The organism is Streptomyces sp. NPDC001663, from assembly GCF_042893105.1.
In the GTDB taxonomy this organism is placed as follows: Bacteria; Actinomycetota; Actinomycetes; order Streptomycetales; family Streptomycetaceae; genus Streptomyces.
This window is the reverse complement of the sequence record NZ_JBIAUR010000010.1, coordinates 327,100-351,948: the sequence shown is the minus strand read 5'-3', so window position 1 is coordinate 351,948 and position 24,849 is coordinate 327,100. Positions and strand designations below refer to the sequence as shown.

Annotated in this window: 20 protein-coding genes; 13 read left to right on the top strand and 7 right to left on the bottom strand. The window is 70.3% G+C overall.

The features are described from left to right. The first annotated feature begins 89 nt into the window (after positions 1 to 89). Positions 90 to 1,697, top strand: a complete 1,608-nt coding sequence (gene ctaD / locus ACFY1L_RS31740) for a cytochrome c oxidase subunit I (RefSeq protein WP_388831678.1) — start codon at positions 90 to 92, stop codon at positions 1,695 to 1,697. 5 nt (positions 1,698 to 1,702) lie between these two features. Then, positions 1,703 to 2,044 carry a hypothetical protein gene (locus tag ACFY1L_RS31735; RefSeq protein WP_388831890.1) on the top strand — a complete coding sequence of 114 codons (342 nt, stop codon included), beginning with the start codon at positions 1,703 to 1,705 and terminating at the stop codon, positions 2,042 to 2,044. A 32-nt stretch (positions 2,045 to 2,076) separates the two neighbouring features. On the opposite strand, the gene ACFY1L_RS31730 is transcribed toward ACFY1L_RS31735, so the two are convergent. Further along, positions 2,077 to 3,066 carry a helix-turn-helix transcriptional regulator gene (locus ACFY1L_RS31730; protein WP_388831676.1) on the bottom strand — a complete coding sequence of 330 codons (990 nt, stop codon included), beginning with the start codon at positions 3,064 to 3,066 and terminating at the stop codon, positions 2,077 to 2,079. Between the two features lie 98 nt (positions 3,067 to 3,164). Here ACFY1L_RS31730 and ACFY1L_RS31725 point away from each other — a divergent pair, with 98 nt between their 5' ends. Continuing rightward, entirely contained in the window at positions 3,165 to 3,563 is a 399-nt protein-coding gene (locus ACFY1L_RS31725) for a VOC family protein (protein ID WP_388831674.1), read from the top strand. Between the two features lie 131 nt (positions 3,564 to 3,694). Here ACFY1L_RS31725 and ACFY1L_RS31720 read toward each other — a convergent pair whose 3' ends face one another. Further along, positions 3,695 to 5,662, bottom strand: coding sequence for an RICIN domain-containing protein (locus tag ACFY1L_RS31720; RefSeq protein WP_388831672.1), 1,968 nt, complete (start codon positions 5,660 to 5,662; stop codon positions 3,695 to 3,697). A 217-nt stretch (positions 5,663 to 5,879) separates the two neighbouring features. On the opposite strand from ACFY1L_RS31720, the gene ACFY1L_RS31715 reads away from it, so the two are divergent. Further along, positions 5,880 to 7,106: a glycosyltransferase gene (locus ACFY1L_RS31715; RefSeq protein WP_388831888.1), complete on the top strand. Its 1,227-nt coding sequence runs from the start codon at positions 5,880 to 5,882 to the stop codon at positions 7,104 to 7,106. 170 nt (positions 7,107 to 7,276) lie between these two features. Here ACFY1L_RS31715 and ACFY1L_RS31710 read toward each other — a convergent pair whose 3' ends face one another. Continuing rightward, positions 7,277 to 7,939 (bottom strand): TetR/AcrR family transcriptional regulator, encoded by a 663-nt coding sequence (locus ACFY1L_RS31710; protein ID WP_388831670.1) that lies wholly within the window; start codon positions 7,937 to 7,939, stop codon positions 7,277 to 7,279. 185 nt (positions 7,940 to 8,124) lie between these two features. Here ACFY1L_RS31710 and ACFY1L_RS31705 point away from each other — a divergent pair, with 185 nt between their 5' ends. Together ACFY1L_RS31705 and ACFY1L_RS31700 are read left to right on the top strand one after the other, a co-directional pair. Then, complete coding sequence (locus ACFY1L_RS31705) at positions 8,125 to 9,378, top strand: YncE family protein (protein WP_388831668.1); 1,254 nt, start codon at positions 8,125 to 8,127, stop codon at positions 9,376 to 9,378. A 192-nt stretch (positions 9,379 to 9,570) separates the two neighbouring features. Then, on the top strand, positions 9,571 to 10,824 hold the full coding sequence (locus ACFY1L_RS31700) for a nitrate/nitrite transporter (protein WP_388831666.1): 1,254 nt from the start codon (positions 9,571 to 9,573) through the stop codon (positions 10,822 to 10,824). Between the two features lie 20 nt (positions 10,825 to 10,844). Here ACFY1L_RS31700 and ACFY1L_RS31695 read toward each other — a convergent pair whose 3' ends face one another. Both ACFY1L_RS31695 and ACFY1L_RS31690 read right to left on the bottom strand, forming a co-directional pair. Beyond that, entirely contained in the window at positions 10,845 to 12,701 is a 1,857-nt protein-coding gene (locus ACFY1L_RS31695; RefSeq protein WP_388831665.1) for a cellulase family glycosylhydrolase, read from the bottom strand. A 93-nt stretch (positions 12,702 to 12,794) separates the two neighbouring features. After that, positions 12,795 to 14,768, bottom strand: coding sequence for a GTP-binding protein (locus tag ACFY1L_RS31690; RefSeq protein WP_388831663.1), 1,974 nt, complete (start codon positions 14,766 to 14,768; stop codon positions 12,795 to 12,797). A 264-nt stretch (positions 14,769 to 15,032) separates the two neighbouring features. Here ACFY1L_RS31690 and ACFY1L_RS31685 point away from each other — a divergent pair, with 264 nt between their 5' ends. Genes ACFY1L_RS31685 through ACFY1L_RS31655 form a run of 7 tightly spaced genes read left to right on the top strand, consistent with a single transcriptional unit; the run spans position 15,033 to position 22,528 of the window. Continuing rightward, the gene (locus tag ACFY1L_RS31685; RefSeq protein WP_388831662.1) at positions 15,033 to 15,503 is read left to right on the top strand and encodes a (2Fe-2S)-binding protein; all 471 of its coding nucleotides are present in this window, start codon (positions 15,033 to 15,035) and stop codon (positions 15,501 to 15,503) included. Then, positions 15,500 to 17,872 carry a xanthine dehydrogenase family protein molybdopterin-binding subunit gene (locus tag ACFY1L_RS31680; protein WP_388831660.1) on the top strand — a complete coding sequence of 791 codons (2,373 nt, stop codon included), beginning with the start codon at positions 15,500 to 15,502 and terminating at the stop codon, positions 17,870 to 17,872. The genes ACFY1L_RS31685 and ACFY1L_RS31680 overlap by 4 nt, the downstream gene beginning before the upstream one ends. Next, on the top strand, positions 17,869 to 18,723 hold the full coding sequence (locus ACFY1L_RS31675; protein WP_388831658.1) for an FAD binding domain-containing protein: 855 nt from the start codon (positions 17,869 to 17,871) through the stop codon (positions 18,721 to 18,723). Before ACFY1L_RS31680 ends, ACFY1L_RS31675 begins: the two co-directional genes overlap by 4 nt. A gap of 54 nt (positions 18,724 to 18,777) precedes the next feature. After that, positions 18,778 to 19,635, top strand: coding sequence for an AAA family ATPase (locus ACFY1L_RS31670; RefSeq protein WP_388831656.1), 858 nt, complete (start codon positions 18,778 to 18,780; stop codon positions 19,633 to 19,635). Between the two features lie 5 nt (positions 19,636 to 19,640). Beyond that, positions 19,641 to 20,816: a VWA domain-containing protein gene (locus ACFY1L_RS31665; protein WP_388831655.1), complete on the top strand. Its 1,176-nt coding sequence runs from the start codon at positions 19,641 to 19,643 to the stop codon at positions 20,814 to 20,816. Continuing rightward, positions 20,809 to 21,909: an XdhC family protein gene (locus tag ACFY1L_RS31660; protein ID WP_388831653.1), complete on the top strand. Its 1,101-nt coding sequence runs from the start codon at positions 20,809 to 20,811 to the stop codon at positions 21,907 to 21,909. Before ACFY1L_RS31665 ends, ACFY1L_RS31660 begins: the two co-directional genes overlap by 8 nt. Before the next feature lie 19 nt (positions 21,910 to 21,928). Then, on the top strand, positions 21,929 to 22,528 hold the full coding sequence (locus ACFY1L_RS31655; RefSeq protein WP_388831651.1) for an SRPBCC family protein: 600 nt from the start codon (positions 21,929 to 21,931) through the stop codon (positions 22,526 to 22,528). Positions 22,529 to 22,790: 262 nt separating this feature from the next. Here the strand turns inward: ACFY1L_RS31655 and ACFY1L_RS31650 are convergent, their stop codons facing one another. Continuing rightward, positions 22,791 to 24,218, bottom strand: coding sequence for an MFS transporter (locus tag ACFY1L_RS31650; protein WP_388831649.1), 1,428 nt, complete (start codon positions 24,216 to 24,218; stop codon positions 22,791 to 22,793). A gap of 91 nt (positions 24,219 to 24,309) precedes the next feature. After that, complete coding sequence (locus ACFY1L_RS31645; protein ID WP_388831647.1) at positions 24,310 to 24,810, bottom strand: metallophosphoesterase family protein; 501 nt, start codon at positions 24,808 to 24,810, stop codon at positions 24,310 to 24,312. Positions 24,811 to 24,849 lie beyond the last annotated feature (39 nt).

Below are 24,849 nucleotides of genomic sequence, written 5' to 3'. Positions count from 1 at the left end.
GCACCATCCGGATCGTCACACCCGTTTCCGTGATTCTCGTCGCGTCACTCGAGTGTGACCGGCGTGCCCGGAGCGGACACAGGCGGGGCATGAGGCACCTCAAGTGGCTGACGACCACCGACCACAAGACGATCGGGACGCTCTACCTGGTCACGTCGTTCTCGTTCTTCTGCATCGGTGGCGTGATGGCGCTGCTCATGCGCGCCGAACTGGCCCGTCCGGGCCTGCAGATCATGTCGAACGAGCAGTTCAACCAGGCGTTCACGATGCACGGCACGATCATGCTGCTGATGTTCGCGACACCGCTGTTCGCCGGCTTCGCCAACTGGATCATGCCGCTGCAGATCGGGGCGCCGGACGTGGCGTTCCCGCGGCTGAACATGCTGGCCTACTGGCTGTATCTCTTCGGTTCCATGATTGCGGTGGGCGGCTTTCTGACCCCTCAAGGCGCGGCCGACTTCGGCTGGTTCGCCTACTCCCCGCTGTCGGACGCTGTCCGATCCCCAGGCGTGGGCGCCGACATGTGGATCATGGGTCTGGCCTTCTCCGGCTTCGGCACCATCCTCGGTGCGGTCAACTTCATCACCACCATCATCTGTATGCGCGCGCCGGGCATGACCATGTTCCGCATGCCGATCTTCACCTGGAACGTCTTGCTGACGGGCGTGTTGGTGCTGCTGGCCTTCCCGGTGCTGGCCGCGGCCCTGTTCGCGCTGGAGGCGGACCGCAAGTTCGGTGCGCATGTCTTCGACGCGGCAAATGGCGGGGCCTTGTTGTGGCAGCACCTCTTCTGGTTCTTCGGCCACCCGGAGGTGTACATCATCGCACTGCCGTTCTTCGGAATCATCAGCGAAGTGATTCCAGTCTTCTCGCGAAAGCCGATGTTCGGCTACATGGGCCTGATCGGTGCGACGATCGCCATCGCGGGCCTGTCCGTCACGGTGTGGGCCCATCACATGTACGTCACCGGCGGCGTACTGCTGCCGTTCTTCTCCTTCATGACGTTCCTCATCGCCGTGCCGACGGGCGTGAAGTTCTTCAACTGGATCGGCACGATGTGGAAGGGGTCGCTGTCGTTCGAGACCCCGATGCTGTGGGCGACGGGCTTCCTGGTCACGTTCGTCTTCGGCGGCCTGACCGGAGTGATGCTCGCATCGCCGCCGCTGGACTTCCCGACCTCCGACACCTACTTCGTCGTCGCCCACTTCCACTACGTCATCTTCGGCACCGTCGTCTTCGCGATGTTCTCCGGATTCCACTTCTGGTGGCCGAAGTTCACCGGCAAGATGCTCGACGAGCGCCTGGGAAAGATCACGTTCTGGACGCTGTTCATCGGCTTCCACGGCACCTTCCTGGTGCAGCACTGGCTGGGCGTGAACGGAATGCAGCGCCGAATTCCGGACTATCTGGCGGTGGAGGGCCTCACAACGCTCAACACGGTGTCGACGATCTTCTCGTTCCTCCTCGGAATGTCCTTGTTGCCCTTCTTCTACAACATCTGGAAGACCGCGAAATACGGCGAGAAGGTTGATGTCGACGACCCGTGGGGCTACGGCCGCTCCCTGGAGTGGGCGACCTCCTGCCCGCCCCCGCGCCACAACTTCGTCGCACTCCCCCAGATCCGCAGCGAATCCCCTGCGTTCGATCTCCACCATCCCGGATCTCCGGCGCCGGAAAGGGAGTTGACGGCCCTGTGACCGCCATGGACGAACATCCCGTGGACATGCGGGCATTCCTCAACGAGATCGAGGGGCACCTGCTCCTCGCGTCGGTCCGCGACCAGGGGCACACGGCCGCGCTGCGTTTCACCGCCTCGCTCGACTGGCTGACGGAGGGGCAACGGGCAGAGGTCGAGCGCCGGTTCGAGGCCGAGTACCTCGCGCTCGCCCGCACGTCGTGGCAGCGCACGGCCGAGCGGAGCAGGCAGCTGCGCGAGGAGTACGAGGCGGCTTACGCCCGACTGCGCCACCGGCTGCTGGCGGTCTGCCTGCTGGGCTGCACCCTGCTCCTGGCTACGGTGCTCGCGGTGCTTCCACTGCTTTAGCTGTGCCATCTCATGACATTGATTCCTCGCGGTCAGGCTTGGCGGGCGTGGGACGCGAGGCGATCGGCGAGCGCGATGACGAGGTCGCGCAGTTCATCCGGGCGCTCGATGACGAACGGCCGGTCGAGTGAGGCGAGTACCGGAGGCAACCAGTCGAGCCGCTCCGCCCGCAGCTCGACGCGCATCCAGCGCTCGGCCGCCCGGTCCTCGCCTGCCGCCGGCTCGTGCTCCTCCAGGCTCGCGACGCCGGCGGGAAGGTGGGCGCGGATCTGCTCGACCGTCCCGTGGATCCGCAAGGTCACCTCATGCCGGTACTCGGCCGTGGCGAAGCCTGACAACACGCGCTGTGCCGGACCGGGACCCGCCGGCGCTTCGAATGAGCCCGGCAGGGTCCGCGCGTCCGCGATGCGATCGAGCCGGAGGGTTCGGTCCTCGCCGATCCGGGCGTCCTGGCCCGTGACGTACCACCGGCCCGAATGGGCGACGATCCCGTACGCGTGCAGTGTGCGTTCGCTGCGCCGTCCGTCGCGGTCGGTGTAGCGGATCGAGACCGGTCGGCGGTGGCGCACCGCATCGGCGAGGGTGAGCAGGACGCCGGCGTCCGGGGTGTCGAACTCTCCGGGCTGGTCCGTGAAGGCGAGGGATTCCAGGAGTGTGTCGAGCCGGCGGGCGATGTGCTTGGGCAGCACCCGCCGGATCTTCGCCGATGCCGTCTCGTTTGCCGTGTGCTGCGTCGTCGTCAGCCCTGCCCGGCGGCCGGCGACCAGGCCGAGCAGCACGGCCAGCGCCTCGTCGTCGCTGAGCATGAGCGGAGGCAAGCGGTACCCGGGGGCGAGCCGGTACCCGCCGTAGCGGCCGCGCACCGATTCCACGGGCACGTCGAGGTCGATCAGCTGGTCCACATACCGCCGCACGGTGCGCCCTTCGACGCCGAGCCGGCCGGCCAGTTCGGCCACCGTCCGGGTGCCGCCCGACTGCAGCAGCTCCAGGAGTGTCAGCACGCGGCCAGTGGGTCGAGGCATATCCGCAGCCTAACGCGAATAGAGGACCGATTCTGTCCACTATTTCTCCTAGCCTGCGCAGTGCACGCCTCGCCTCCAGCCCAGCCAAGGAGATCCCCATGGACTTCGTCTCGATCCGCATCATCACCAGCGACGTAGCGCGCCTCGTCGAGTTCTACGAGCGAGCCACAGGGGCGCAGGCGACGTGGGCCACCGAGGACTTCGCCGAACTCAAGACCGCGGGCGCCACCCTCGCGATCGCCGGCACCCGCACCGTCCCGCTGTTCGCCCCGGGCTCTGCCCGCCCGGCGGACAACCACAGCGTGATCACCGAGTTCCTCGTCGACGACGTGGACCGCGTTCACCAGAACCTGGCCGGCTTCGTCACCGACTTCGTCACCGAGCCCACCACGATGCCCTGGGGCAACCGGTCGCTGCTGTTCCGCGACCCCGACGGCAACCTCGTCAACTTCTTCACCCCCGTCACCCCGGCCGCCATCGAAAAGTTCGCACGCTGACGCCACGCACAGCCGCTCACGCGGGAGCCCGCCGGATGTTCGCCAATGTCGCGGCGCCCTCGGGCTCCGTGCCGAGCGGCCGACTCGCCGGGGCGCGGAGGGCGACCCGGCGAGTCCTCCCGGTCACGGCGCTAGTTGAGCGTCCACTTCTGGTTGTCGCCCGTACCGCAGGACCACAGCACCATTGAAGTGCCGTTGGCCGTGCCGTTGTTGTAGGCGTCCAGGCACAGGCCCGCGTTGACGTTGGTGATCGTGCCGTCGCTGTTGACGTTCCACTTCTGGTTGTTCTGGCCGTTGCAGTCCCAGATCACGACCTTGGTGCCGTTGGTCGTGCCGAGGTTGTAGGCGTCCAGGCACTTGTTGCCGTACACCACGAGTTCCTTGCGGGAGGTGTACGTCCAGGCCTGGTTCTGGCCGCCGTTGCAGTCCCACAGTTCGGCCTGGGTGCCGTTGGTGATCGTGTTGTTGTAGATGTCCAGGCAACGGCCGGACTGCTTGCCGACGACCTGGGAGCCGTTCGCGCCGGCCAGGGGTCTGACCGTGATCGAGTCGAGGGTCGGGGCGTCGGCGAAGGTGAGCGAGTTGGCCGAGCCCTTGGCCAGGCCGACCTCCAGCGAGATGGTGCCCGCGCTGGAACCCGTCGGCGGGAAGGCTACGGCGGTCGTGCCCTGACCGTTGACCTTGACGGTGCCGACGCGGGTGCTGGACGTGTTGTTCGTGTACGACACGTCGACGACCTTGACGCCGGTGCTCCCGGCGACGACGCCGCTGAAGCTCGACGTGCCGGTGTACGTGCTGCTCGACGCCTCCGTGCCCCCGGTGACCGTCAGCATCACCGAGCCGCCCGCAGGCACGCTGGTGGTGTAACTCGTGCCGTAGCTGCCGACGTTGGCCCGCGCCCACAGGTCGCGCACGGTCGCGGACGCGTTGGTCAGGCCGAGGTCGGACCAGCGCACGGTGATGTTCTGCGCGGACGAGGTGCGGTTGAGGAGCACGACGGCGCGGTTGCCGCTGCCGGCGAGGACCTTGCCGTACACCTGCAGTCCGGTGGTGTCCTCGGCGACCTTGACGCCCTGCAGTCCGCGCGGGTCCTGGTCGACGCCGATCACCTCGGGGTTCTTGAGGATCCCGGCGGTCTCGGAGGTCATGGTGGACAGGTCGTTGCCGGCGAGGAGCGGGGCGCCGGAGATCGCCCACAGGTTCATATGGGTGCGGTTCTGGGCGGCGGTGAAGCCGTCCATGCCGACCATCAGCATGTCCGGGTCGTTGTAGTAGCCCGTGTGCTGCGCGGTCGGGTGCAGGGTCTGGTCGAAGTTGGACAGCAGGTTCGTCATCGACGGCTTGTTGCCGTAGTAGATGATGTCGGTGCTGGTCCGGTACATCGGAGCCAGGCCCGGCGCCCAGTTCCAGGGGTTCTGGTAGCCCCAGTTGCAGATCGACAGGGTGAGCGGACGGCCGGTGGTGGCCGTCGCCTTCGCGACCGAGTCGCTGATCGACTTGTACGTCGTCGCCGCGTCGAGCCCCTCGGCGTCACCGCCGCACCAGTCGACCTTCACGAAGTCGAAGCCCCACTTGGAGAACTGCAGCATGTCCTGGTCGTAGTGACCCTCGCTGCCGCTGCCCGGCGCGGCGGGGCGGCCCGTCGGGAAGTAGTAGCCGCAGCCGTCCTTGCCGGCGTCGGTGTAGATACCGGCCTTGAGGCCCTTGCTGTGGATGTAGTCGGCGATGGCGCTCATGCCGCCGGGCCACTCACTGGTGTCGACGGTGATGTTGCCGGCACTGTCGCGCGTGCCCTGCCACCAGCCCTCGTCGATGTTGATGTACTTGTAGCCGGCCGCCGGCAGCCCCGCCGCGACGAACGCGTCGACCTGCTGCTTGATGACGTTGTAGTCGATCTTGGCGGCGAAGCTGTTCCAGGACGCCCAGCCCATCGGCGCGGTGGGCACGGCTATCTGACGGGTCGTCGCCGCCTGCGCCGGACCGGGCGCGGCGAAGAGCAGCGCGGCGGCCGCGGTCAGGGCGAGGGCGAGGAGGCGTACGGCGGCGGCTCTGAGGCGTCGTACGAGAGCATCGGGGGACGTGCGCGGTGGGGGATACATGCGGCTCCTTCGGCGGGAGGAACTCCCGGGCTGGCAAGGACACTTATTCGAGATACCGAACGAGGATCGGTGAACCGAACGCGTCGCGCGCCGAAGGTAGAGCCACCGGGAGAGTGAAGTCAACGGCTGTGACAGGGGTGAACTGGCCGTTCTGCACCGGTGGTTGTCGCCGATGGCGTACCGCGGCGCCATACTGGCCGTCGTGCGCGTAGCGATCATGACGGCGGGATCCCGGGGCGACGTGGCCCCGTACACCGGACTCGGAGACGGGCTCGCCCGCGCCGGGCACGAGGTCACTCTGGTCACGCATGCCCGGTTCGAGACGCTGGTGGCGGGCTCGGAGGTCCGTTTCCATCCGCTGCCGGTGGATCCGCAGGCGGAGCTGGAGTCCTCGCGCGGGCGCGGGCTGCATCGCAGTGCGACCGGTGTGAAGCTGGTCCGGGTGGTGGCGATGGCGCGGGCGCTGGTCGGGCGGATGACGGACGACCTCGTGGCGGCCGCCCGGTCGAGCGATCTGCTGTTGCTGTCCGGCTCGGTGGGCCCGCTCGGACACACCATCGCCGAGGGCCTGCACCTGCCGTATCTGGACGTGCCGCTCCAACCACTCGCCCCCACAAGGGAGTTCGGGCCGCCGATGCTGGGTGTGCGCTCGCTGGGAGCGGTGGGCAACCGGATCGCCGGGCACGGGGTGGGCCTGGCCGTGGAGCAGGTCTTCGCCGGGGCGCTGCCCGCCGTACGGCAGCGGCTGGGGCTGCCCCGGATGAGTGCCGCCGCGGCGTGGCGGGCCCGGGAGCGGCAGACGCGGCCTGTGCTGCACGGCTTCAGCGAGCTGGTGGTGCCGAGACCGGACGACTGGCGGGCCGGCCTCACCGTGGCCGGCTACTGGTGGCCGTACGACGGAGAGGCCCAACTCCCCTCGGAGCTACGGGACTTCCTCGACGCCGGGCCGCCACCCGTGTACGTCGGCCTGGGCAGCGCGACCGTGCCCGACCCCGAGCGGCTGAGCACCGCTGTCGTACGCGCCCTGCGCCGGGCCGGGCTGCGGGGCGTGATCCAGCGGGGCTGGGCCGGCCTCGAGGCCTCCGGCGCGGACATGCTGACGATCGACGAGGCTCCGCACGCGGCCCTCTTCCCCCGCACGGCCGCCGTGGTCCACCACGCGGGCGCGGGCACGACGGCGGCCGGCCTGCGCGCCGGCGTGCCGTCCGTGCCGGTCCCGATCCAGTTCGACGAGGGCTTCTGGTCCGCCCGCCTGGTCGCCCTGGGCGTAGCCCCACGCGCTCTGCCCCTGCGCCGGCTGACCGCCGACACCCTGGCCTCGGCCCTGCTGCGGGCTACCCGCGACCCGGCGTTCGCGCGCCGCGCGGCGAAGCTGGGGGCACGGATCAGAGACGAGGACGGCGTGGCTCCGGTACTGGCTGCGGTGGACACGGTGGGCGGCTAGGTGTGCTGTTCGGGCACGTTGGTGACGCGGGCCCTGGCACGCGCATCTGCCCCCGCTCGAGCCGGCCAAGACGCGCTGTTGCCTCCAACTGACCTCACCCACCGGCCGCCCGCTCAGCGCCCGGAACCCGCGCACACCACGACTGCCCCCGAAAAAACCGCACCCGTCCGTCATTCGCCCGGCGCCACCCACCCCGGCGGTCGCAGTATCGCCAGCAGTTGCCGGACCAGTTCGTCCACCACCTCGTCCAGCGTCGCGTTCACCCACCCCGCGCTCCAGTCGTGGAGCAGGCCGTTGACGCTGCCGATGAAGGCCGTCGCGGCGATGCGGTAGTCACGGGCGGCCGCCTCTCCGTTGCAGGCGGCCGTCTCGGCCTCGGCGCAGATGAGGTCCACCCAGCGGGAGCGGCGGGCCAGGCGCTGTTCCTCAAGCCTGGCGCTCACGCCGATGATCTCGACGAAGGTGATCCTGATCCGGCGCGGATCGCCGGTGACGTTCGCGGCGTAGGCCCGGAAGATCGCGGTGACGCGCGCGGCGAGCGGCAGCCCCCGCGCCTCAGCGAACGCGGTCAACACGGCTTCCTCGGCCCAGTCGTTGACCTGCAGGTGCAGGGCGGCCAGCACATCCTCGAGGGTGCGGAACTCCTCGTAGAACTGACGGGTGGACAGACCGGCGGCCTCGCTCAGTGCCGCGACCGTGGTGGCCCGGTAGCCGGGGTCGGCGCCGAACAGCTCGAGCGCGGCGTCCAGGAATCTGCTGCGCCGCTCCGCCTGCCGCTGAGCGGCGGTCTTACCGCCGTACCGCCCGGTCGGCGCCCTGAGCCTGCCCGCCACTGACCCTCCTCCGTCGCCTGATCCGTCAATTTTGTCGTGTACGCAGTCTTGTGGAGAAGGGCGCCTCTTCCTTACTTTCCAGTAAGTAGCAATCTGAACGCGCTCCTGTTCAGATTCAGCGATTCGGATTCAGCGCCCTTCCGCCTTGGCATGCCCACGCCACCACCACAGAGGAGAGAGCACTCATGCCTGCCTTCAGACCCAGGCACCTTTGCTCCGCAGCCGCCGCCCTCATCCTGACCGTCACCGCCGCGACCGCAGCCACCGCAGCCACGGACTCCTCCGCCGCCGCCCTGCGCGAGGTGCTGTTCGTCGGCAACAACTGGGACGGGACCGCGGACGTCATCAAGTCCACCGGCGACTTCTCGAAGGTCGGCCGGATCAACGTCATCCCGGACAAGGCCGCGCGGATGGCGGAGATCAACGCGGACCCGATCAAGTGGATCTACTTCATGGCGATCCGCAACGGTGTCGGCGAGGGCCACGACCAGTTCGTGGACGACATGTACACCACCCCGGACGGCAAGTCGGTGGTGGTCTCCCGGCCGAGCTTCGCCGACGTGGTCTCGATCGACCTCGCCACCGGCAGCATCAACTGGCGCTTCCCCGTGTCGGGTTACCGCTCCGACCACATGGCGGTCTCCCCCGACGGCACCCGGGTCGCGGTGTCCGCCTCGACCGCGAACACCGTGCATGTGCTGGACATCAACACCGGCAAGCAGCTGGGCTCGTTCGCGACCGGTGACAAGCCGCACGAGAACATCTTCACCAAGGACGGCAAGTACATCTGGAACATGGCCATCGGGGACGTCAACACCTCCCTCGACGACCCGGCCTGGGACTGGACGAAGGGCGACCGGCGCATCACGGTCGTGGACGCGACGACGTACAAGCAGGTCAAGGTCATCGACATGCGGGACCGGCTGAACGCCATCGGGCTGACGGACTTCTCCGACGCCGTCCGCCCGGCCGTCTTCTCGCCGGACGAGTCCAAGCTCTACTTCCAGGTGTCCTTCTTCAACGGCTTCCTGGAGTACGACGTCGCCTCGGACAAGATCACCCGCGTGAAGACGCTGCCGAAGAACCCGGCGACCAGCGAGGACCGCACCACCTGGGTCAACGACTCGCGCCATCACGGGATTTCGATGAACCCGGCGGGCACCAAGCTGTGCGTCGCGGGCACGATGGACGACTACGCGACGGTCGTCGACCGCGCCACCCTCCAGGAGGGACCGCTGGTCACCGCGTCCAAGCCGTACTGGGCCACGGTCAGCGGCGACGGCAAGGACTGCATCGTCTCCGAGAGCGGCGCCGACCAGGTCACGGCGATCGACTTCGCGACCGGGCAGAAGGTCACGTCCGTCTCCGTCGGTGACCATCCGCAGCGGGTGCGGCTCGGGCATGTGCAGGCCGACTGGTCGGGTACGCCCACGGGCTGATCTCCCCGTGGACGTCGACGGCGCCGGACGACGAGGTCCGGCGCCGTCGTCCTGCGGCCCGGTGCCGGCCGGGCGGGTTCCGGGATGCGGATGCCTCGGCGGCGGCCGATCATGAGAGGCGTTGCCGGAGGTCCGACGCGTCCGAGTCACCGCCGCCCCCGGGATCCGCACGTCGAAGCCGGGAGCGCGCCCATGACCGGTCCGTCCAGCCGCCAGCCGTCCGTCACGGACAGACCCTCCGCCGCGGCCTGGCGCAACCTGGCGGTGGCGACGCTCGGCTTCACCCTCACCTTCTGGGCCTGGAACCTCGTCGCCCCCTTGGCCGGCAGCTTCGACGACAAGCTGCACCTGAGCTCCTCCGCCCAGTCCCTGCTGGTCGCCGTGCCGGTCCTGGTCGGCTCACTGGGTCGGGTCCCGGTCGGCGCCCTCACCGACCGCTACGGCGCCCGGCTGATGTTCCCGCTGGTCAGCGCCCTGACGATCGTGCCGGTACTGCTGCTCATCCCGGCGAAGGGCTCCTACGGCGCGCTGATCGCGGTGGGCTTCGTCCTCGGCCTCGGCGGTACGACCTTCGCCATCGGCGTCCCCCTGGTCAACGCCTGGTTCCCGCCGGCCCACCGGGGCGCGGCGCTGGGCGTCTTCGGCATGGGCATGGGCGGTGTGGCGCTGTCCGGGTACTTCACGCCGCGCATGTACAAGCACAGCGAGAACCTCCCCTTCCTGGTGCTCGCGGCGGCCCTCGCCGCCTACGCCGTGCTCGCCGCCGTACTGATCAACGACAAGCCCGGACGCCCGATCCCGTCCACCCCGCTCACGCACCGCTTGGGCCAGGCGGGCCGACTACGCGTGACCTGGGAGCTGTCCGCGCTCTACGCCATCGGCTTCGGCGGCATCGTCGCGTTCGGCGTCTATCTGCCCACGTATCTGAAGACCTGGTACGGGCTGAGCGCCACCGACGCCGGCACCAAGGCGGCCGGGTTCGCGCTGATCACCGTCGTGTTCCGGCCGATCGGCGGCTGGCTCGCCGACCGCATCCATCCGGCCGTGGTCACCGCCTGGGCGCTGGGCGTCGTGGCACTTCTGGCCATCGTCCAGGCCTTCCACCCGCCGCTCACGCCCACCGCGACGATCTGTCTGCTGGTGATGGCCGCCGGCCTGGGCACGGCCAGCGGCTCGGTGTTCGCCCTGGTCGCCCGGGTCACCCCGCAGCCGCAGGTGGGCAGCGTGACCGGCATCGTCGGCGCGATGGGCGGCCTCGGCGGATTCGTCCCGCCGCTGGTGATGGGCGCCGTGTACAGCGCCAAGGACTCCTACTCCATCGGCTTCATGCTCCTGTCCGACCTGGCGCTCGCCGGCTGCGTCTACGCGTACGGCCGCATGCGGGACGCGGGTCGCAAGGCCGAGGCCGAGCCTCGGGCGGACGTGTCGGAGAAGATCCCCGGTTAGGCCCGCCCGAGTGTCGTCTGTCAGAAGTGTGCCGCCGCCCAGGTCGCCAGCTCCGACTTGGCCGCGCCGAGCAGGCTCGCCGACGGTGACGTTGCCCCGTTGGTCACCAGCGCGTAGTGCAGGACGCCGGAGTCCGAGTCGGTGAGCAGCAGCCGGCGGCTGCCCGTGCCGCCCGGCTCGAGGGCCGCGCCGACCGGTGTCGAGGACGTGTACGCGGGCGGGCCGTAGACCGTGCCGACGTCGGAGACGACCGTGGTGGTGGCCGTCGGGAAGGACGCGGGCAGATGCAGTTCGGTGGGCGCCGAGCCGCTGCCCGACTTCCACACCAGCAGCCCGTACTGGCCGGAGCCGACCAGCTGGGACACGTTCGGCAGCGAACTCGGCACCGGGTTCCAGGTCAGGGTCGTGGAACCGTCGCGGGACCGGTCCTCGTAGGTGAAGGCGAGCGTCGTGCCGGCGGTGGCGCTCGGATACACGCGGTCGAGGAGCCGAGCATCCTGACGGAGCGTCACCACGCCCGAGTCGTCGAGCTTCACGGCGGAGAGGTCCTCGTCGTTCCAGGCGTCACCGGAGGTCTGCACCTTGTCGGGGTTGTCGTTCATCAGCTCGTGGTGGCGGCCGTTGTAGATGTCCCACTGCCACTGGTTGCCGGAGAGCACCGGCCCGGAGGAAGCCGGGTTGGACCACCAACCGGAGCCCGGCAGACGGGAGTCGAGGGCCTGGTACATCGCCTTGTCGACCGTCGGCGCCTTGCCGGACACCGTTCCGGACAGCGGATGGCCGAACTCGCTGACCACGGCGGCCGTCCCCGCAGCCGACGCCCGGTCGCGGATCGTCCCGAAGTCCGTCGAGTACTGCCCGTCGGACGCGTTGCCCCACATCAGGATCCCGGAGATGGCCTTCTGGTCGTAGAAGTGGGTGTTGAAGACATAGCGGGGGCCGAGGGTGCCCGCGTCGAGCAGGCCGCCCTCCTGCTTCTGGGAGTCGATGTTGGCGTTCCAGAAGAGGTTCGGTTCGACGAAGGCGGGCTTGTCCTGCCAGCCGGCCGCGTCCATCCGGGCCCGGAACTTCTGGTAGAAGGGCCACAGCAGGTTCTTTTCCCAAGTGCGGCTGGTCTGGCCCGAGTCGTAGCTGCCCGCGTACGGCTCGTTGTAAGGGTCGAAGCCGACGACACCCGCGAACTCCGCGTCACCCAGATGCTGTTCGACGTACGCCATGGTCTTCTGGGCGGTGCCGAGGAAGCTGTCCTGCAGTCCGTAGTTGTTGTGCCAGAAGTCGTACTGCGCCTTCGTCACCGCCTGGTTCTGGGTGATGTTCTGGCCCCAGAAGAGGCAGATTCCGCAGGACTCCTGCGGGTAACCCCCCAGCGCCACGGCCCACTTGGGGGCCCCGTCGCCCGTGTACCAGCTACCGGAGTTGAACAGGTAGCGGGAGTAGAGGTCCTGGTGGAAGTCGGGGTAGACGCGGATGCCGGCGTCGAGGAAGGCGCGCATCTGGTCGGTCACGGCAGCCAGGTAAGTGGTGTCGACGGTGCCGCGGGTGGGTTCGGCGTGGGCCCAGGAGAGCAGGAAGCGCACCGAGTTTCCGCCGCCGAGGGCGCGCAGCGCGGTCGCGGACTTCTTCGCGTCGGCGACGGAGGCGAAGGGCAGTCCGGTGTTCTCCTCCAGCTTCGTCTCGCCGGAGACGTTGTAGCCGCGCAGCACGACCTCGCGGCCGTTGGCGTCGACGAATCTGCCGTTCTGCACGGTCAGCGGTGACTCGTCGAACCAGAGGGAGTCGGAGAGGGTGGCGGCGGTGGCGGACGGCGCGCCCGCCACCGTCAGAGATCCGAAGAGGACAACCAGCACAAGGAGCAGACGTGTCCGGATATTCGGCATGTCCACTACAGTCCGGTGATTTCCGGACACCGTCAATACTTCTGACTCTTGAGTAAGTATCAGGATTTCCGATGACGTTCTTTCCCGGCCTCCTCAACTCCCCACTCGGCGCGTCACGTTCAACAGGTACCCCTTGCGGTTGAGGGGGTTGTGGTCAGTGCGCGGACGTTCGGGAACCGTTCCGTACGTGATCGGTGCGTAGTGGTCGAAGGAGCTCTCCAACTCGCCCTCGCCGCGCGTGAGTCCGGGCAGCCGCTGCTCCAGCTCGTGCACGCAGCCGGCCGGGACGGCGCCCTCCAGAATGCAGACGGCACCCCGCGTCTCGGTCGTGTGCGGCACTGCCCGCAGCGCGGCGAGCAGCGGCAGCAGGGCGCCGAGGGTGTCGGCCGGGGCCTCGACGCGGAAGCGGTGCATGGGCTCGTACACCTGCGTGCCCGCCCGGCGCAGCGCCTCGATCAGCACCAGCGGCGTCACACCGCGGAAGTCGGCGCCGGTGCTCGACATGCTCTTGTCGAAGCCCTGGTGGGCGTGACTCTGCCGGGGCGAGTAGCCGCAGTGGGTCATGGTGACCGTGCAGTCGGTGACCTGCCAGCCGTGCAGGCCCTGGCCGAGGGTTTCGCGGACGGTGTCCTCGACGGCCTTGAAGAAGGCGTACGGCATGGAGCCGAGCTCCACCTCCAGCCGGAAGTCCACGCCCGATCCGGTGGGCGCGGGGTCGACGCGCAGGCCGACGGTGGCCAGGAAGGGGTTCGGGTCCTTCTTGTTGAACTCGACCGCCGCTCCGGAGCCGACGGGCCGCTCGATGCAGATGGTCGTGGTCTCGCGGAAGGTGACGTCGAGTCCGAACTCCTCGGCGAGCGTGGCCTGGACGACCTCCTTCTGCACCTCGCCGTAGAGGGACACGGAGGTCTCCCGGCGCACCTCGTCGTGCCGCAGGTCGATCAGCGGGTCCTGCTCGGCGAGCCGGGCCAGGGCGAGATGGAGCTCCCTGGCGTCCGCGCCGGGGCCCGGGACGACGACCGTCTCCAGGGTCGGCGGCGCGAAGAAGCGCTCGTACGCCTTGTGCGGTTCGCCGATCGGGTCGCCGATCCTGATGTCGGCCAGACCCCACAGCCTGGCGATGCGCCCGGCGGGCACGGCGTCCTCACGCAGGTCGGTGCCGTGGCCGAAGACGCTGATCGCGGTGACCCTGCCCTCTCGGCGGGCCTCGCCGAAGGGGATGCGGTCGCGGGTACGCAGGGTGCCGGAGAACATCCGGGCGTACGCCACCTTCTCCCCCGCCGGGCCTCGCTCGACCTTGAAGACGGTGCCCGAGACCGGCCCGTCGGGATCGCCGCCGGCGGGCGGCAGGAGCTCCTTGATACCGGTGACCAGGGCGTCCATGCCGGCGCCGGTGATGGCGGAGCCGAAGTAGACGGGGTGGGCGACGGCCTGGCGGGTCTGGGCGGCCAGGGCCGCACTGACTGTGTCATGTGACATACCACTGCCCTCCACATAAGCGGCGAGCAGGTCGTCGTCGTGATCGGCCAGCACGTCGAGTGCCGTCGGCACGAGTCCGGGAGTGAAGCGGGCGTCCGGTGTAGCCAGCCCGTCGGCCGTCCCCATCGGCACGATCGCCGGCGTGAGCCGCCGGGAGACCGCGCGCAGTACGCCGTCGTAGCACGCCCCCCGGCGGTCGATCTTGTTGACGAAGATCAGCGTCGGGATGCGCAGCCGCTGCAGTGTCCGCATCAGGACGCGGGTCTGCGCCTGGACGCCCTCGACGGCCGAGACGACCAGTACGGCGCCGTCGAGCACGCCGAGCACCCGCTCCACCTCGGCGATGAAGTCGGGGTGGCCCGGGGTGTCGATGAGGTTGACCGTGACGTCGTCGATCGGGAACGAGACGACCGCGGACTTGATGGTGATGCCGCGCCGGCGCTCCAGCGCGAGGGTGTCGGTCCGGGTGCTGCCGTCGTCGACACTGCCGATCTCGTCGATGACTCCGGTCGTGTGCAGCAGCCTCTCGGTGAGGCTGGTCTTACCTGCGTCTACGTGGGCGAGAATGCCGAGGTTGAGCAAGTGCACGAAGCGTCATGTCCTTAGAAGAGGGGGTCGTTCCTTCCTGGGTGGACATGCACGCAGTGCGCATCGCTGCTCCTTGAATCCTCTACGTCGCTTCCCGAGCAGTGCAGCAGAACGGGGTCGACGGCGGCAATGCATTAACGCTCAACGAACCCGGCCGCAGCACTCGCCGCCTCCCGTGCGCGGTCATAGAGTGACGTACATCACGCCCGGGCGTTGCTTTCCCCTGTTCCCCTCACTTCCGCCCGCTCGGTCTCTGGAGGGCACATGACCCACATCTCGGTGAAGGTGGACGGCACGACGTACGAGGACGACGTGGAACCCCGTCTCCTCCTGGTCCACTACCTGCGCGACCGTCTCGGTCTGACCGGCACCCCCATCGGCTGCGACACCTCCAACTGCGGGGCCTGCACGGTCGAGCTGGACGGTGTCAGCGTCAAGAGCTGCTCCGTGCTCGCCGTCCAGGCGGACGGAGGTGAGGTGACGACGGTCGAGGGGCTGGCCCAGGACGGGGAGCTGAGCGCCCTGCAGCGTGCCTTCCACGAGAAGCACGCCCTGCAGTGCGGCTACTGCACCCCGGGGATGCTGATGGCCGCGCGGGATCTGCTGCGCGAGCACCCGCACCCCACCACGGAGGAGATCCGGCACGCCCTCGAGGGGAACCTGTGCCGCTGCACCGGCTACCAGAACATCGTGCGGGCCGTACAGGCCGCCTCCGAACAGGAGGTCCCGGCATGACCGACCAGGCCGTGCAACCCGAGGTCGGCCGTGCCCGGCCCCGCAAGGAGGACGCCCGGCTGATCACCGGGCAGACCAACTGGACCGACAACATCAGCGTCAACGGACTGTTGCACATGGCGATCCTGCGCAGCCCGATGGCCCACGCCCGCATCACCCGCGTCGACGTGTCGCCGGCCCTCCAACGCCCCGGCGTCATCGCCGCGTTCAGCGGCGCCGACCTCGCCGAGGGACTGGGCTCCCTCCCGTGCGCCTGGCCGGTGACCGAGGACATCGTGCTGCCCGACCACCCGCCGATCGCCGTCGAGGAGGTCCGCCACGCCGGTGACCCGGTGGCCGTCGTCGTGGCCCGCGACCGGTACGCGGCCGCCGACGCCCTGGAGGCGGTCGAGGTCGACTACGAGCCGCTGCCCCCGGTCCTGGACCTGGAGGCCGCCCTCGCGGACGACTCCCCGCTGGTCCACTCGGACAAGGGAACCAACCGCTGCTACGTCTGGCCGCTGAAGACGGGCGAGGACTTCGACTCCGTACGGCAGCGCGCCGAGGTCACGGTCAAGCGCCGCTTCCACCAGCAGCGGCTCATCCCCAACGCGATGGAACCCCGCGCGGTCGTCGTCACCCCGCTCGCCGCGTCCGGCGAGTACACGCTGTACTCGGCCACGCAGATCCCGCACATCCTGCGGATCATGATGGCCGTGGTCACCGGCATCCCCGAGCACAAGCTCCGGGTGATCGCCCCCGACGTGGGCGGCGGCTTCGGCTCGAAGCTGCAGGTGTACGGCGAGGAGGCGATCGCCCTCGCGGTCGCGCGCCGGATCGGCCGGCCGGTGAAGTGGACCGAGTCCCGCTCCGAGGGCTACCTGGCCACCCACCACGGCCGCGGCATGATCCAGGACATCGAGATCGCCGCGAACCGCGACGGGAAGCTGCTCGGCCTCAAGGTCGACCTGCTGACCGACATGGGCGCGTACCTCATGCTCGTCACCCCGGGCATCCCGATCCTGGGCGCCTTCATGTATCCGGCGATCTACAAGATGGACTCCTACGACTTCACGTGCACCGGCGTGTTCACGACCAGGACGCCGACCGACGCGTACCGGGGTGCCGGGCGCCCGGAGGCGACGTTCGCCATCGAACGCATCATGGACGAGCTGGCCGTCGAACTCGGCCTGGATCCGGTGGAGTTGCGGCGCCGGAACTGGATCGGGCACGAGGAGTTCCCGTACACGTCGATCGCGGGGTTGACGTACGACAGCGGCAACTACGAGGCCGCGACCGAGAAGGCGCTCGCGCTGTTCGACTACGACAAGCTGCGTGCCGAGCAGGCGGACCGCAATCACCGGGGTGACACGGTACGGCTCGGCATCGGCGTGTCGACGTACACCGAGATGTGCGGGCTCGCGCCGAGCCGGGTGCTGCGCGATCTGCGGTACGCGGCCGGCGGCTGGGAGGCGGCGACCATCCGGATGCTGCCGACCGGCAAGGTCGAGGTGGTCACGGGCACCAGCCCGCACGGGCAGGGGCATGTGACCTGCTGGAGCCAGATCGCCGCCGATGTGCTGGGCGTGCCGTTCGAGGACGTCGAAGTGGTGCACGGCGACACCAAGGCGGCCCCGCAGGGCATGGACACCTACGGGTCGCGTTCGCTCGTCGTGGGCGGGACGGCCGTGCACCATGCGGCGCTGAAGGTGGTCGAGAAGGCGCGGAAGATCGCCGCGCACCTGCTCGAGGCCAGCGAGAACGACCTGGAGTTCACGAACGGCGTGTTCTCCGTCAAGGGCTCCCCGGACGCCCGCAAGACCATCCAGGAGGTCTGCTTCGAGACGTTCACCTCGCACGACCTGCCGGACGGCCTGGAGCCCAGCATCAACGCCGAGCACCTGGTCGACCCGGACAACTTCTCCTACCCGCACGGCACCCACCTGTGCGCGGTGGAGGTCGACACCGAGACCGGGCAGACACGGATCAGGTCGTACGTCTGCGCCGACGACGTCGGCAAGGTCATCAACCCGACGATCGTCGAGGGGCAGGTGCACGGCGGGCTGGCGCAGGGCATCGCGCAGGCCCTGTACGAGGAGGCCGTGTACGACGACGAGGGCAACCTGGTCACCGGCACGATGGCCGACTATCTCGTCCCGTCGGCGGCGGACCTGCCGGACTTCGTGACGGAGCGGACGGAGACGCCGGCCACCTCGAACCCCTTGGGAGTCAAGGGAGTCGGCGAGGCGGGCACGATCGCGTCCACGCCGGCCGTGGTCAACGCGGTCGTGGACGCACTGCGGCCGCTGGGGGTGCAGGACGTCCGGATGCCCTGTACACCGGAGCGGATCTGGCGAGCGGTTCAGTCCGGCAAGGAGGTCCGGTCATGATTCCTCCGGCATTCGACTACGCCCGTCCGAGCAGCGTCGCCGAGGCGGTGCGCACGCTCGCCGACGCCGGCGAGGAGGCGAAGGTGCTCGCTGGCGGGCAGAGCCTGCTGCCGCTGATGAGGCTGCGGCTGGCCTTCCCCGAGCTGGTCGTCGACGTCGGCCGCATCCCCGAGCTGCGCGGGGTGCGCGAGGACGGCGACACGCTCGCCATCGGCGCGATGACCACACATCACGACGTCATCCACGATCCGCTGGTGCGCAGGCACGCGGGTCTGCTCGCGGCCGCGACGGCGACGGTCGCCGATCCCGCCGTACGCCACCGGGGCACCCTGGGCGGCTCCCTCGCGCACGCCGATCCGGCCGCCGACCTGCCCGCCGTGGTGCTGGCGCTGAACGGCGAGCTGGTGGTGCAGGGACCTCGCGGGCGGCGCACTCTGCCCGCGCGGGACTTCTTCGTCGACTACCTGCAGTCCGCGCTGGAGCCCGACGAGCTGCTGGTGGAGGTGCGGGTGCCCAAGGCCGACGGCTGGGGCTTCCACTACGAGAAGTTCCACCAAGTCGCCCAGGCCTATGCGATCGTCGGCGTGGCCGCGCTGGTGCGGCGCGACGACGGGCACATCGCCGAGGCGCGGGTCGGTCTCACCAACATGGGGTCGACGCCGCTGCGGGCCTCGGCGATGGAGGAGGCTCTGTCCGGCGCCGGGGACGCCGAGGCCGTGGCGCGGGCCGCGGAGTCGGCGGCGGAAGGCACCAGGCCGTCGCAGGACGTGTCGGCCTCGGCCGAGTACCGCGAGCACCTGGCGCGGGTACTCACCAGGCGTGCGGTCCTGATCGCCGCCGGAATGGGGTGAGGACCGATCACGCACGAGCAAGGCCCGAGCGCTGAGCTGGACGGCCCGGACCAGGTGCGGGCCCGCCTGGAGGAGACGGGGTACCTCGTCGACGACGGGCTGGCCATCGCCTGCTTCCTGGCCCTGAGGCTGCACCGGCCGATCTTCTGCGAGGGCGACGCGGGCGTCGGCAAGACCGCGCTCGCGTCGGCCCTCGCCGAGGCGCTCGGCGCGCCGCTGATCCGCTTGCAGTGCCACGAGGGCATCGACGCCTCGCAGGCGCTGTACGACTGGGACTTCCCCCGTCAGCTGCTGCATCTGCGCGCCGCGGAGGCGGCCGGGGTGAAGGACGCGGAACGGCTGGAGGGCGAGCTGTACGACCGCCGTTTCCTGGTGTCCCGGCCGCTGCTGCAGGCCCTGGAGACGCAGCCGTCGGTGCTGCTGGTCGACGAGATCGACCGGGCGGACGACGAGTTCGAGGCGTTCCTGCTGGAGCTGCTGTCGGAGTTCTCGGTGACGATCCCGGAGCTGGGCACGCTGCGTGCCGAGGTGCCGCCGGTGGTGGTCCTGACCTCCAACCGCACGCGCGAGGTGCACGACGCGCTGAAGCGGCGGTGCCTGTACCACTGGTTCGACCACCCGGGCTTCGCCCGCGAACTGGCCATCGTACGGCGGCGGTTGCCGGGCGTCTCGGCGCGGCTGGCGGAGCAGGTGACCGCGCTGGCGCAGGCACTGCGCTCCCAGGACCTGCTGAAGCCGCCGGGCGTGGCGGAGACCATCGACTGGGCCGAGGCCCTGGACGCGCTCGGCGCGAGCGAGGTGGACGCGGAGCTGGCGGTGGCGACGCTGGGTTCGGTGCTGAAGTACCGGGAGGACGCGGAGCGGGCGCGGGGGCTGGATCTGGCGGCGGTGCTCGCGGCGCGGGGGGCGTGAGCGGCGTGGACCTCCCCCTGTCCGGCAACGGCGATCCGCCCGCACCGCCCCGTGCCGACGCCGTCCTTCTCGGGTTCGCCCGTGCCCTGCGGGCCGCCGGTGTCGATGCGAGTGCCGAGCGGGTGCACGCCTTTCTGCGGGCGGTGGACGAGCTGCGGGCCGGGATGCGGGCGGACGTGTACTGGGCGGGGCGGCTGACGTTGTGCGGCGGGCGCGACGACCTGGAGCGCTACGAGCGGGTGTTCGCCGCCTACTTCGGGAACGTGTCGTCCGCCGGGCGTGTTCTGACCCCCGCTCCTCCGCCCCGGCTGCGGCTGGTCCTGCGGGACGGTCGCGTGCCCCGCGCGAACGGCCGCGACGAGCACCACGAGGCCCCGCCCACCGCCGCCCTCGCGAGCTCCACCGAGGTCCTGCGCCATCGCGACGTCGCCGAACTGGACGCCGTCGAGCGCGAGCAACTGCGGCGTCTGCTGGCCGCGTTCGCGCTGCGGGGCGAGGCCCGGCGCAGCGCGCGGCGGCGGCCGGCCCGGCGCGGGGAGGTCGATCCGCACCGGACGGTGCGGGAGCTGCTGCGGCGCGGCGGGGAGCCCGCAAGGCTGCGGCGGCACGCGCGGGCCGAGCGGCCGCGGCGGGTCGTGCTGCTGGTGGACGTCAGCGGTTCGATGGCGCCGTACGCGGACGCGCTGCTGCGGTTCGCGCACGCAGCGGCCCGCGGGGCCCGTACCGAGGTCTTCACCATCGGCACCCGGCTGACCCGGGTGACCCGCGAACTCTCGCACCGCGACCCCGACTTGGCGATGACCGCGCTCGCGGCAGCCGTGCCCGACTGGCGCGGCGGCACCCGGCTCGGGGAACTGCTGCGCGAGTTCCTGAACCGCTGGGGGCAGCGGGGCATGGCACGCGGCGCAGTGGTCGTACTGCTGTCGGACGGCTGGGAGCGCGGCGATCCGGAGCTGCTCGGCGCCCAGATGCGCCGACTGCACCGGTTGGCGCACCGGGTGATCTGGGCCAACCCCCGCAAAGCACGCCCCGGTTACGCTCCCCTGGCCGCCGGGATGGCAGCGGCGCTGCCGAGCGTGGACGCTTTCGTCGAGGGACACAGCCTGGCGGCGCTGGAGCAGTTGGCGGCGGTGGTGCGAGGGGCCGACGCGGCTCCCGTGGAAGGAGCGGATCGTGCGTGAGATTCTTCCGACGCTGAGCGAGTGGTACACGGCCCGGGTCCCGTTCGGCCTGGCGACCGTCGTCGCCGTGAGCCGCAGCGCGCCGCGCGATCCCGGAGCGGCAATGGCGGTGGGCCCCGGCGACGAGGCCGTGGGCAGTGTGTCCGGCGGCTGTGTCGAGGGTGCGGTGTTCGAGCTCGCCCAGGAGGTCGTCGAGACCGGCGAGGCACGCCTGGAGACCTTCGGTTACAGCGACGAGGACGCCTTCGCGGTCGGGCTCACCTGCGGCGGCGAGATCACCCTGTTGGTCCGGCCGGTCACGCAGGAGACCGATCCGGGTTTCGCCGCGGTGGCGGAGTCCGTCGCCGCGGGCCGTCCGGTGACCGTGGCGACCGTGACGGACGGGCCGGCGAGGATCGGGGCCACCCTTGCCGTCTGGCCGGACGAGGTGTCCGGCACGCTGGGCTCCACCGGCCTGGACGTGGCCGTCACCGCCGACGCGCGCGGTGAACTCGCCCAGGGCGCCACGGGGTTGCGCCACTACGGCCCGCACGGTGAGCGCCGCGAGGACGCGGTCACCGTCTTCCTGCACTCCTTCGCCCCGCCACCGCGCCTGCTGGTCTTCGGCGCCATCGACTACGCGGCGGCGGTCGCCCGCATCGGCAGTTTCCTCGGCTACCGGGTCACCGTGTGCGACGCCCGCCCGGTCTTCGCCACCCCGAAGCGCTTCCCGGACGCAGTGGAGGTGATCGTCGACTGGCCGCACCGCTATCTGCAGGGCACCGACACCGACGAGCGCACCGTCATCTGCGTCCTCACCCACGACCCCAAGTTCGACGTACCGCTGCTGGAGGAGGCACTGCGCCGGCCGGCCGCCTACATCGGGGCGATGGGCAGCCGCCGCACCCACGACGACCGCATGAAACGCCTGCTCGATGCCGGGCTCACCGAAACCGAACTGTCCCGGCTGCGCTCCCCGGTCGGGCTCGACCTCGGGGCCCGAACGCCCGAGGAGGTCGCCGTGTCCGTCGCGGCCGAGGTCGTCGCCCTGCGCTGGGGCGGCACCGGCACCCCGCTGACGGCCACCGGAGGAGCGATCCACCCGTCGACGTAACCGTGCACAGGAGGAAGCCATGGAACTGAACCACGAATTCACCGTGCCCGTGCCGGTCGACGACGCCTGGCAGACGCTCCTGGACATCGAACGGATCGCGCCATGCATGCCCGGGGCGGCCGTCGAGGAGTACGACGGCAAGACCGTCACCGGCTCGGTGAAGGTCAAGGTCGGCCCGATCACCGTGACGTACAAGGGCACCGCCGTCTTCGAGGAACAGGACGAGTCGGCGCACCGCATGGTGCTGATCGCGACCGGCCGGGAGACCCGCGGCCAGGGCACCGCGCGCGCCACGGTGACCGGCACGCTCACCGAACAGGACGGCAGCACGGCGGTGTCGGTGCGCACCGATCTGACGATCACTGGGCGGCCGGCGCAGTTCGGGCGCGGGGTGATGGCGGAGGTGGGCGACCGGCTCGTCGGCCAGTTCGCGCAGTGCCTGTCGGAGCGGATCGTCGAACCCGCCGCGGCGGTCGCCGAGCCGCCGGAGGAGACCGAGCCCCTGGACCTGTTCCGCGCGGCCGGGGTGCCGGTGGCCAAGCGGGCCGCCGTCGGTGTTGCCGCAGTGGTCGTGGTGGCGGTGGTGGTGTTGCGACTGCGGCGATCGCGGCGCCGTTGATCTCGCTCAGCGGCTGTTCCTACCTCGCCCCCTGGGAGCCGACCGAAATTCGGTGTGTGAGGCGGTTCCCGGAGGGGTAGGCGCCGCACAACGGAGGCGAGTACGCCCCCTGACACAGCACCTCTTGCGGGAAGGAGGTCCGTGACAGCGCACACTCGCAGCGCCCGGGCCGCTCGCAGATGCATGGAGCGGCCCGGATCTTGTTGAGCGGTCCGGATGCTGTTGAACAGCGCCGCCCGGGTCACCTCTCACCGCCCGCAGATCACCGCTCGCCGCCCGGTATCAGCGCGCCCGGCAGCAGCATCAGCACGAGCAACGCGGCGGCCGTGTAGAGGCCCGCGGCTCCGAGCGCGACGGCATGGAACCCCCGTACGAAACGCGTCTCGTCGGCAGGCTGTCCGGCGACCGCGCCCGCCACCGCGATACCGATCGCACCGCCCGTCTGACGTGCGGTGTTGTTCATCGCGGAGGCCAGCCCGGAGCGCTCGGCAGGAACGGCGGCAATGGCCGCGGCAACGACCGCCGGGGTGAGGAACCCCATCCCGATGCCCCACAGCAGGAACGCCGGCAGCAGCACCAGGTACGACGCGTGCGGCACGGCGAGGGCCAGAAGCGCGAGCCCGGCAGTGGCCACCAGCAGGCCCGCAGCAGCCGGAAGGCGCGCCCCTGTGCGGCTGGTGATGCGCCCGCCGAGGGGCGCGAGGATCGCGAGCGGTGCGAACAAGGGGATGACGGCGGCGCCCGCGAGCAGCGCCGAGCGGTGCTGGACCGACTGCAGGAACAGCATCAGCACGAACAGCGTGCCGAGGGTGCCCAGGTTCATGATCCCGGCCGCCACGTTCGCCGCGTCGAATGCAGGGCGGCGCAGCAGCGAAACGGGCAGCATCGCGTCGTCGCCACGTCGTATTTCGGCCACGGCGAGCGCCGGTAGGGCGAGGACGGCGAGCACCACGGACGCCAGCACCTCCGGGGATCCGGCGCCGGCCCGTCCGCCTTCGATGAAGGCGTAGGTCGTCGCCAGCAACAGCAGGCTGCCGAGCAGCAGTCCGGGCACGTCCGGGCGCCGGGCCCGCTCCTCCCTGCTCTCCTGCACGGTCGCTGCGGACCAGACCAGGGCGACCAGCACGATCGGCACGTTCAGCAGGAAGATCGCCCGCCAGCCGAGCGAGTCGGTGAGCGCGCCGCCGAGCAGCGGGCCCGCGGGCAGCGCCAGGCTGCCGATGCCGGCCCAGACGCCTATCGCCCGCGCCCGTGCCGCGTGGTCGGGGAACGCACGGCTGATGATGGCCAGCGTGCCCGGCAGCAACAGCGCCGCGCCGACCCCCTGAGCCACCCGGGCGGCGACCAGTGTGGGCACGTCCGGGGCGAGCCCGCAGGCGAGTGAGCCGACGCCGAAGACGACGAGCCCGGCGAGCACGACGCGCCGGTGCCCGTACAGGTCTCCGGCCGTGCCGCTGGTCAGCATGAGGGCGGCAAGGGCCAGGGCGTAGCCGTCGACGACCCACTGGAGGCCGCCGACGTCGGTGCCGAGCCCTGAGCCGATGCTCGGCAGGGCGACGTTGACGATGGTGACGTCGAGGAGCACCAGGAAGTACCCGGTGCACATCACGAACAGGACGGTGCGCGGCGAGCCCGCGTGCCGTGCGGGGCTCACCGCACGCCGCAGAAGCGTTGCCGGTGATCCAGTCATGATTCATTGGTAACAGTCGGGTCTGACAACGCCGCCGCACCGTGGTCGCGGCCGTCCCGGGTGCCCCGCCCCACTGCTCCGCAACCGGCGGCTACCTCGGAGGCAGGCGGTGCAGCTGTACGTCCGTGAGCTGCCCGTGGTCGGCGGTGGCGGTCATGAAGGTGCAGTGGGGCTGACGTCGGCGGTCGGTCGGGGAACCGGGGTTGAGCAGGCGCAGGCCACCGGGGGCGGTGGTGTCCCACGGGATGTGGCTGTGCCCGAACACCAGCACGTCGAGGTCCGGGAAGCGTGCGGCACAGCGTGCCTCGCGTCCCTGCGCGGGACCCGTCTCGTGCACGACACCAAAACGCAGACCGCCGAGCTCGGCGTACGCGACCTCGGGCAGCCTGGCCCGCAGCGCCGGTCCGTCGTTGTTGCCGTACACGCCGACAAGCCTGCGGGAGCGGCTCTCCAGCAGGTCGAGGGTGGCCGTGTCGACCCAGTCCCCGGCGTGGAACACGACGTCGGCGCGCGGCAGTTCGGCGAGGAGCTGCGCGGGCAGCTCCTTGGCGCGCTTGGGGAGGTGGGTGTCGGTCGTCAGGAGAAGGCGCACGGGAGCAGCCTAGAGAGGACGATCGTGCCGCCGGGCGAG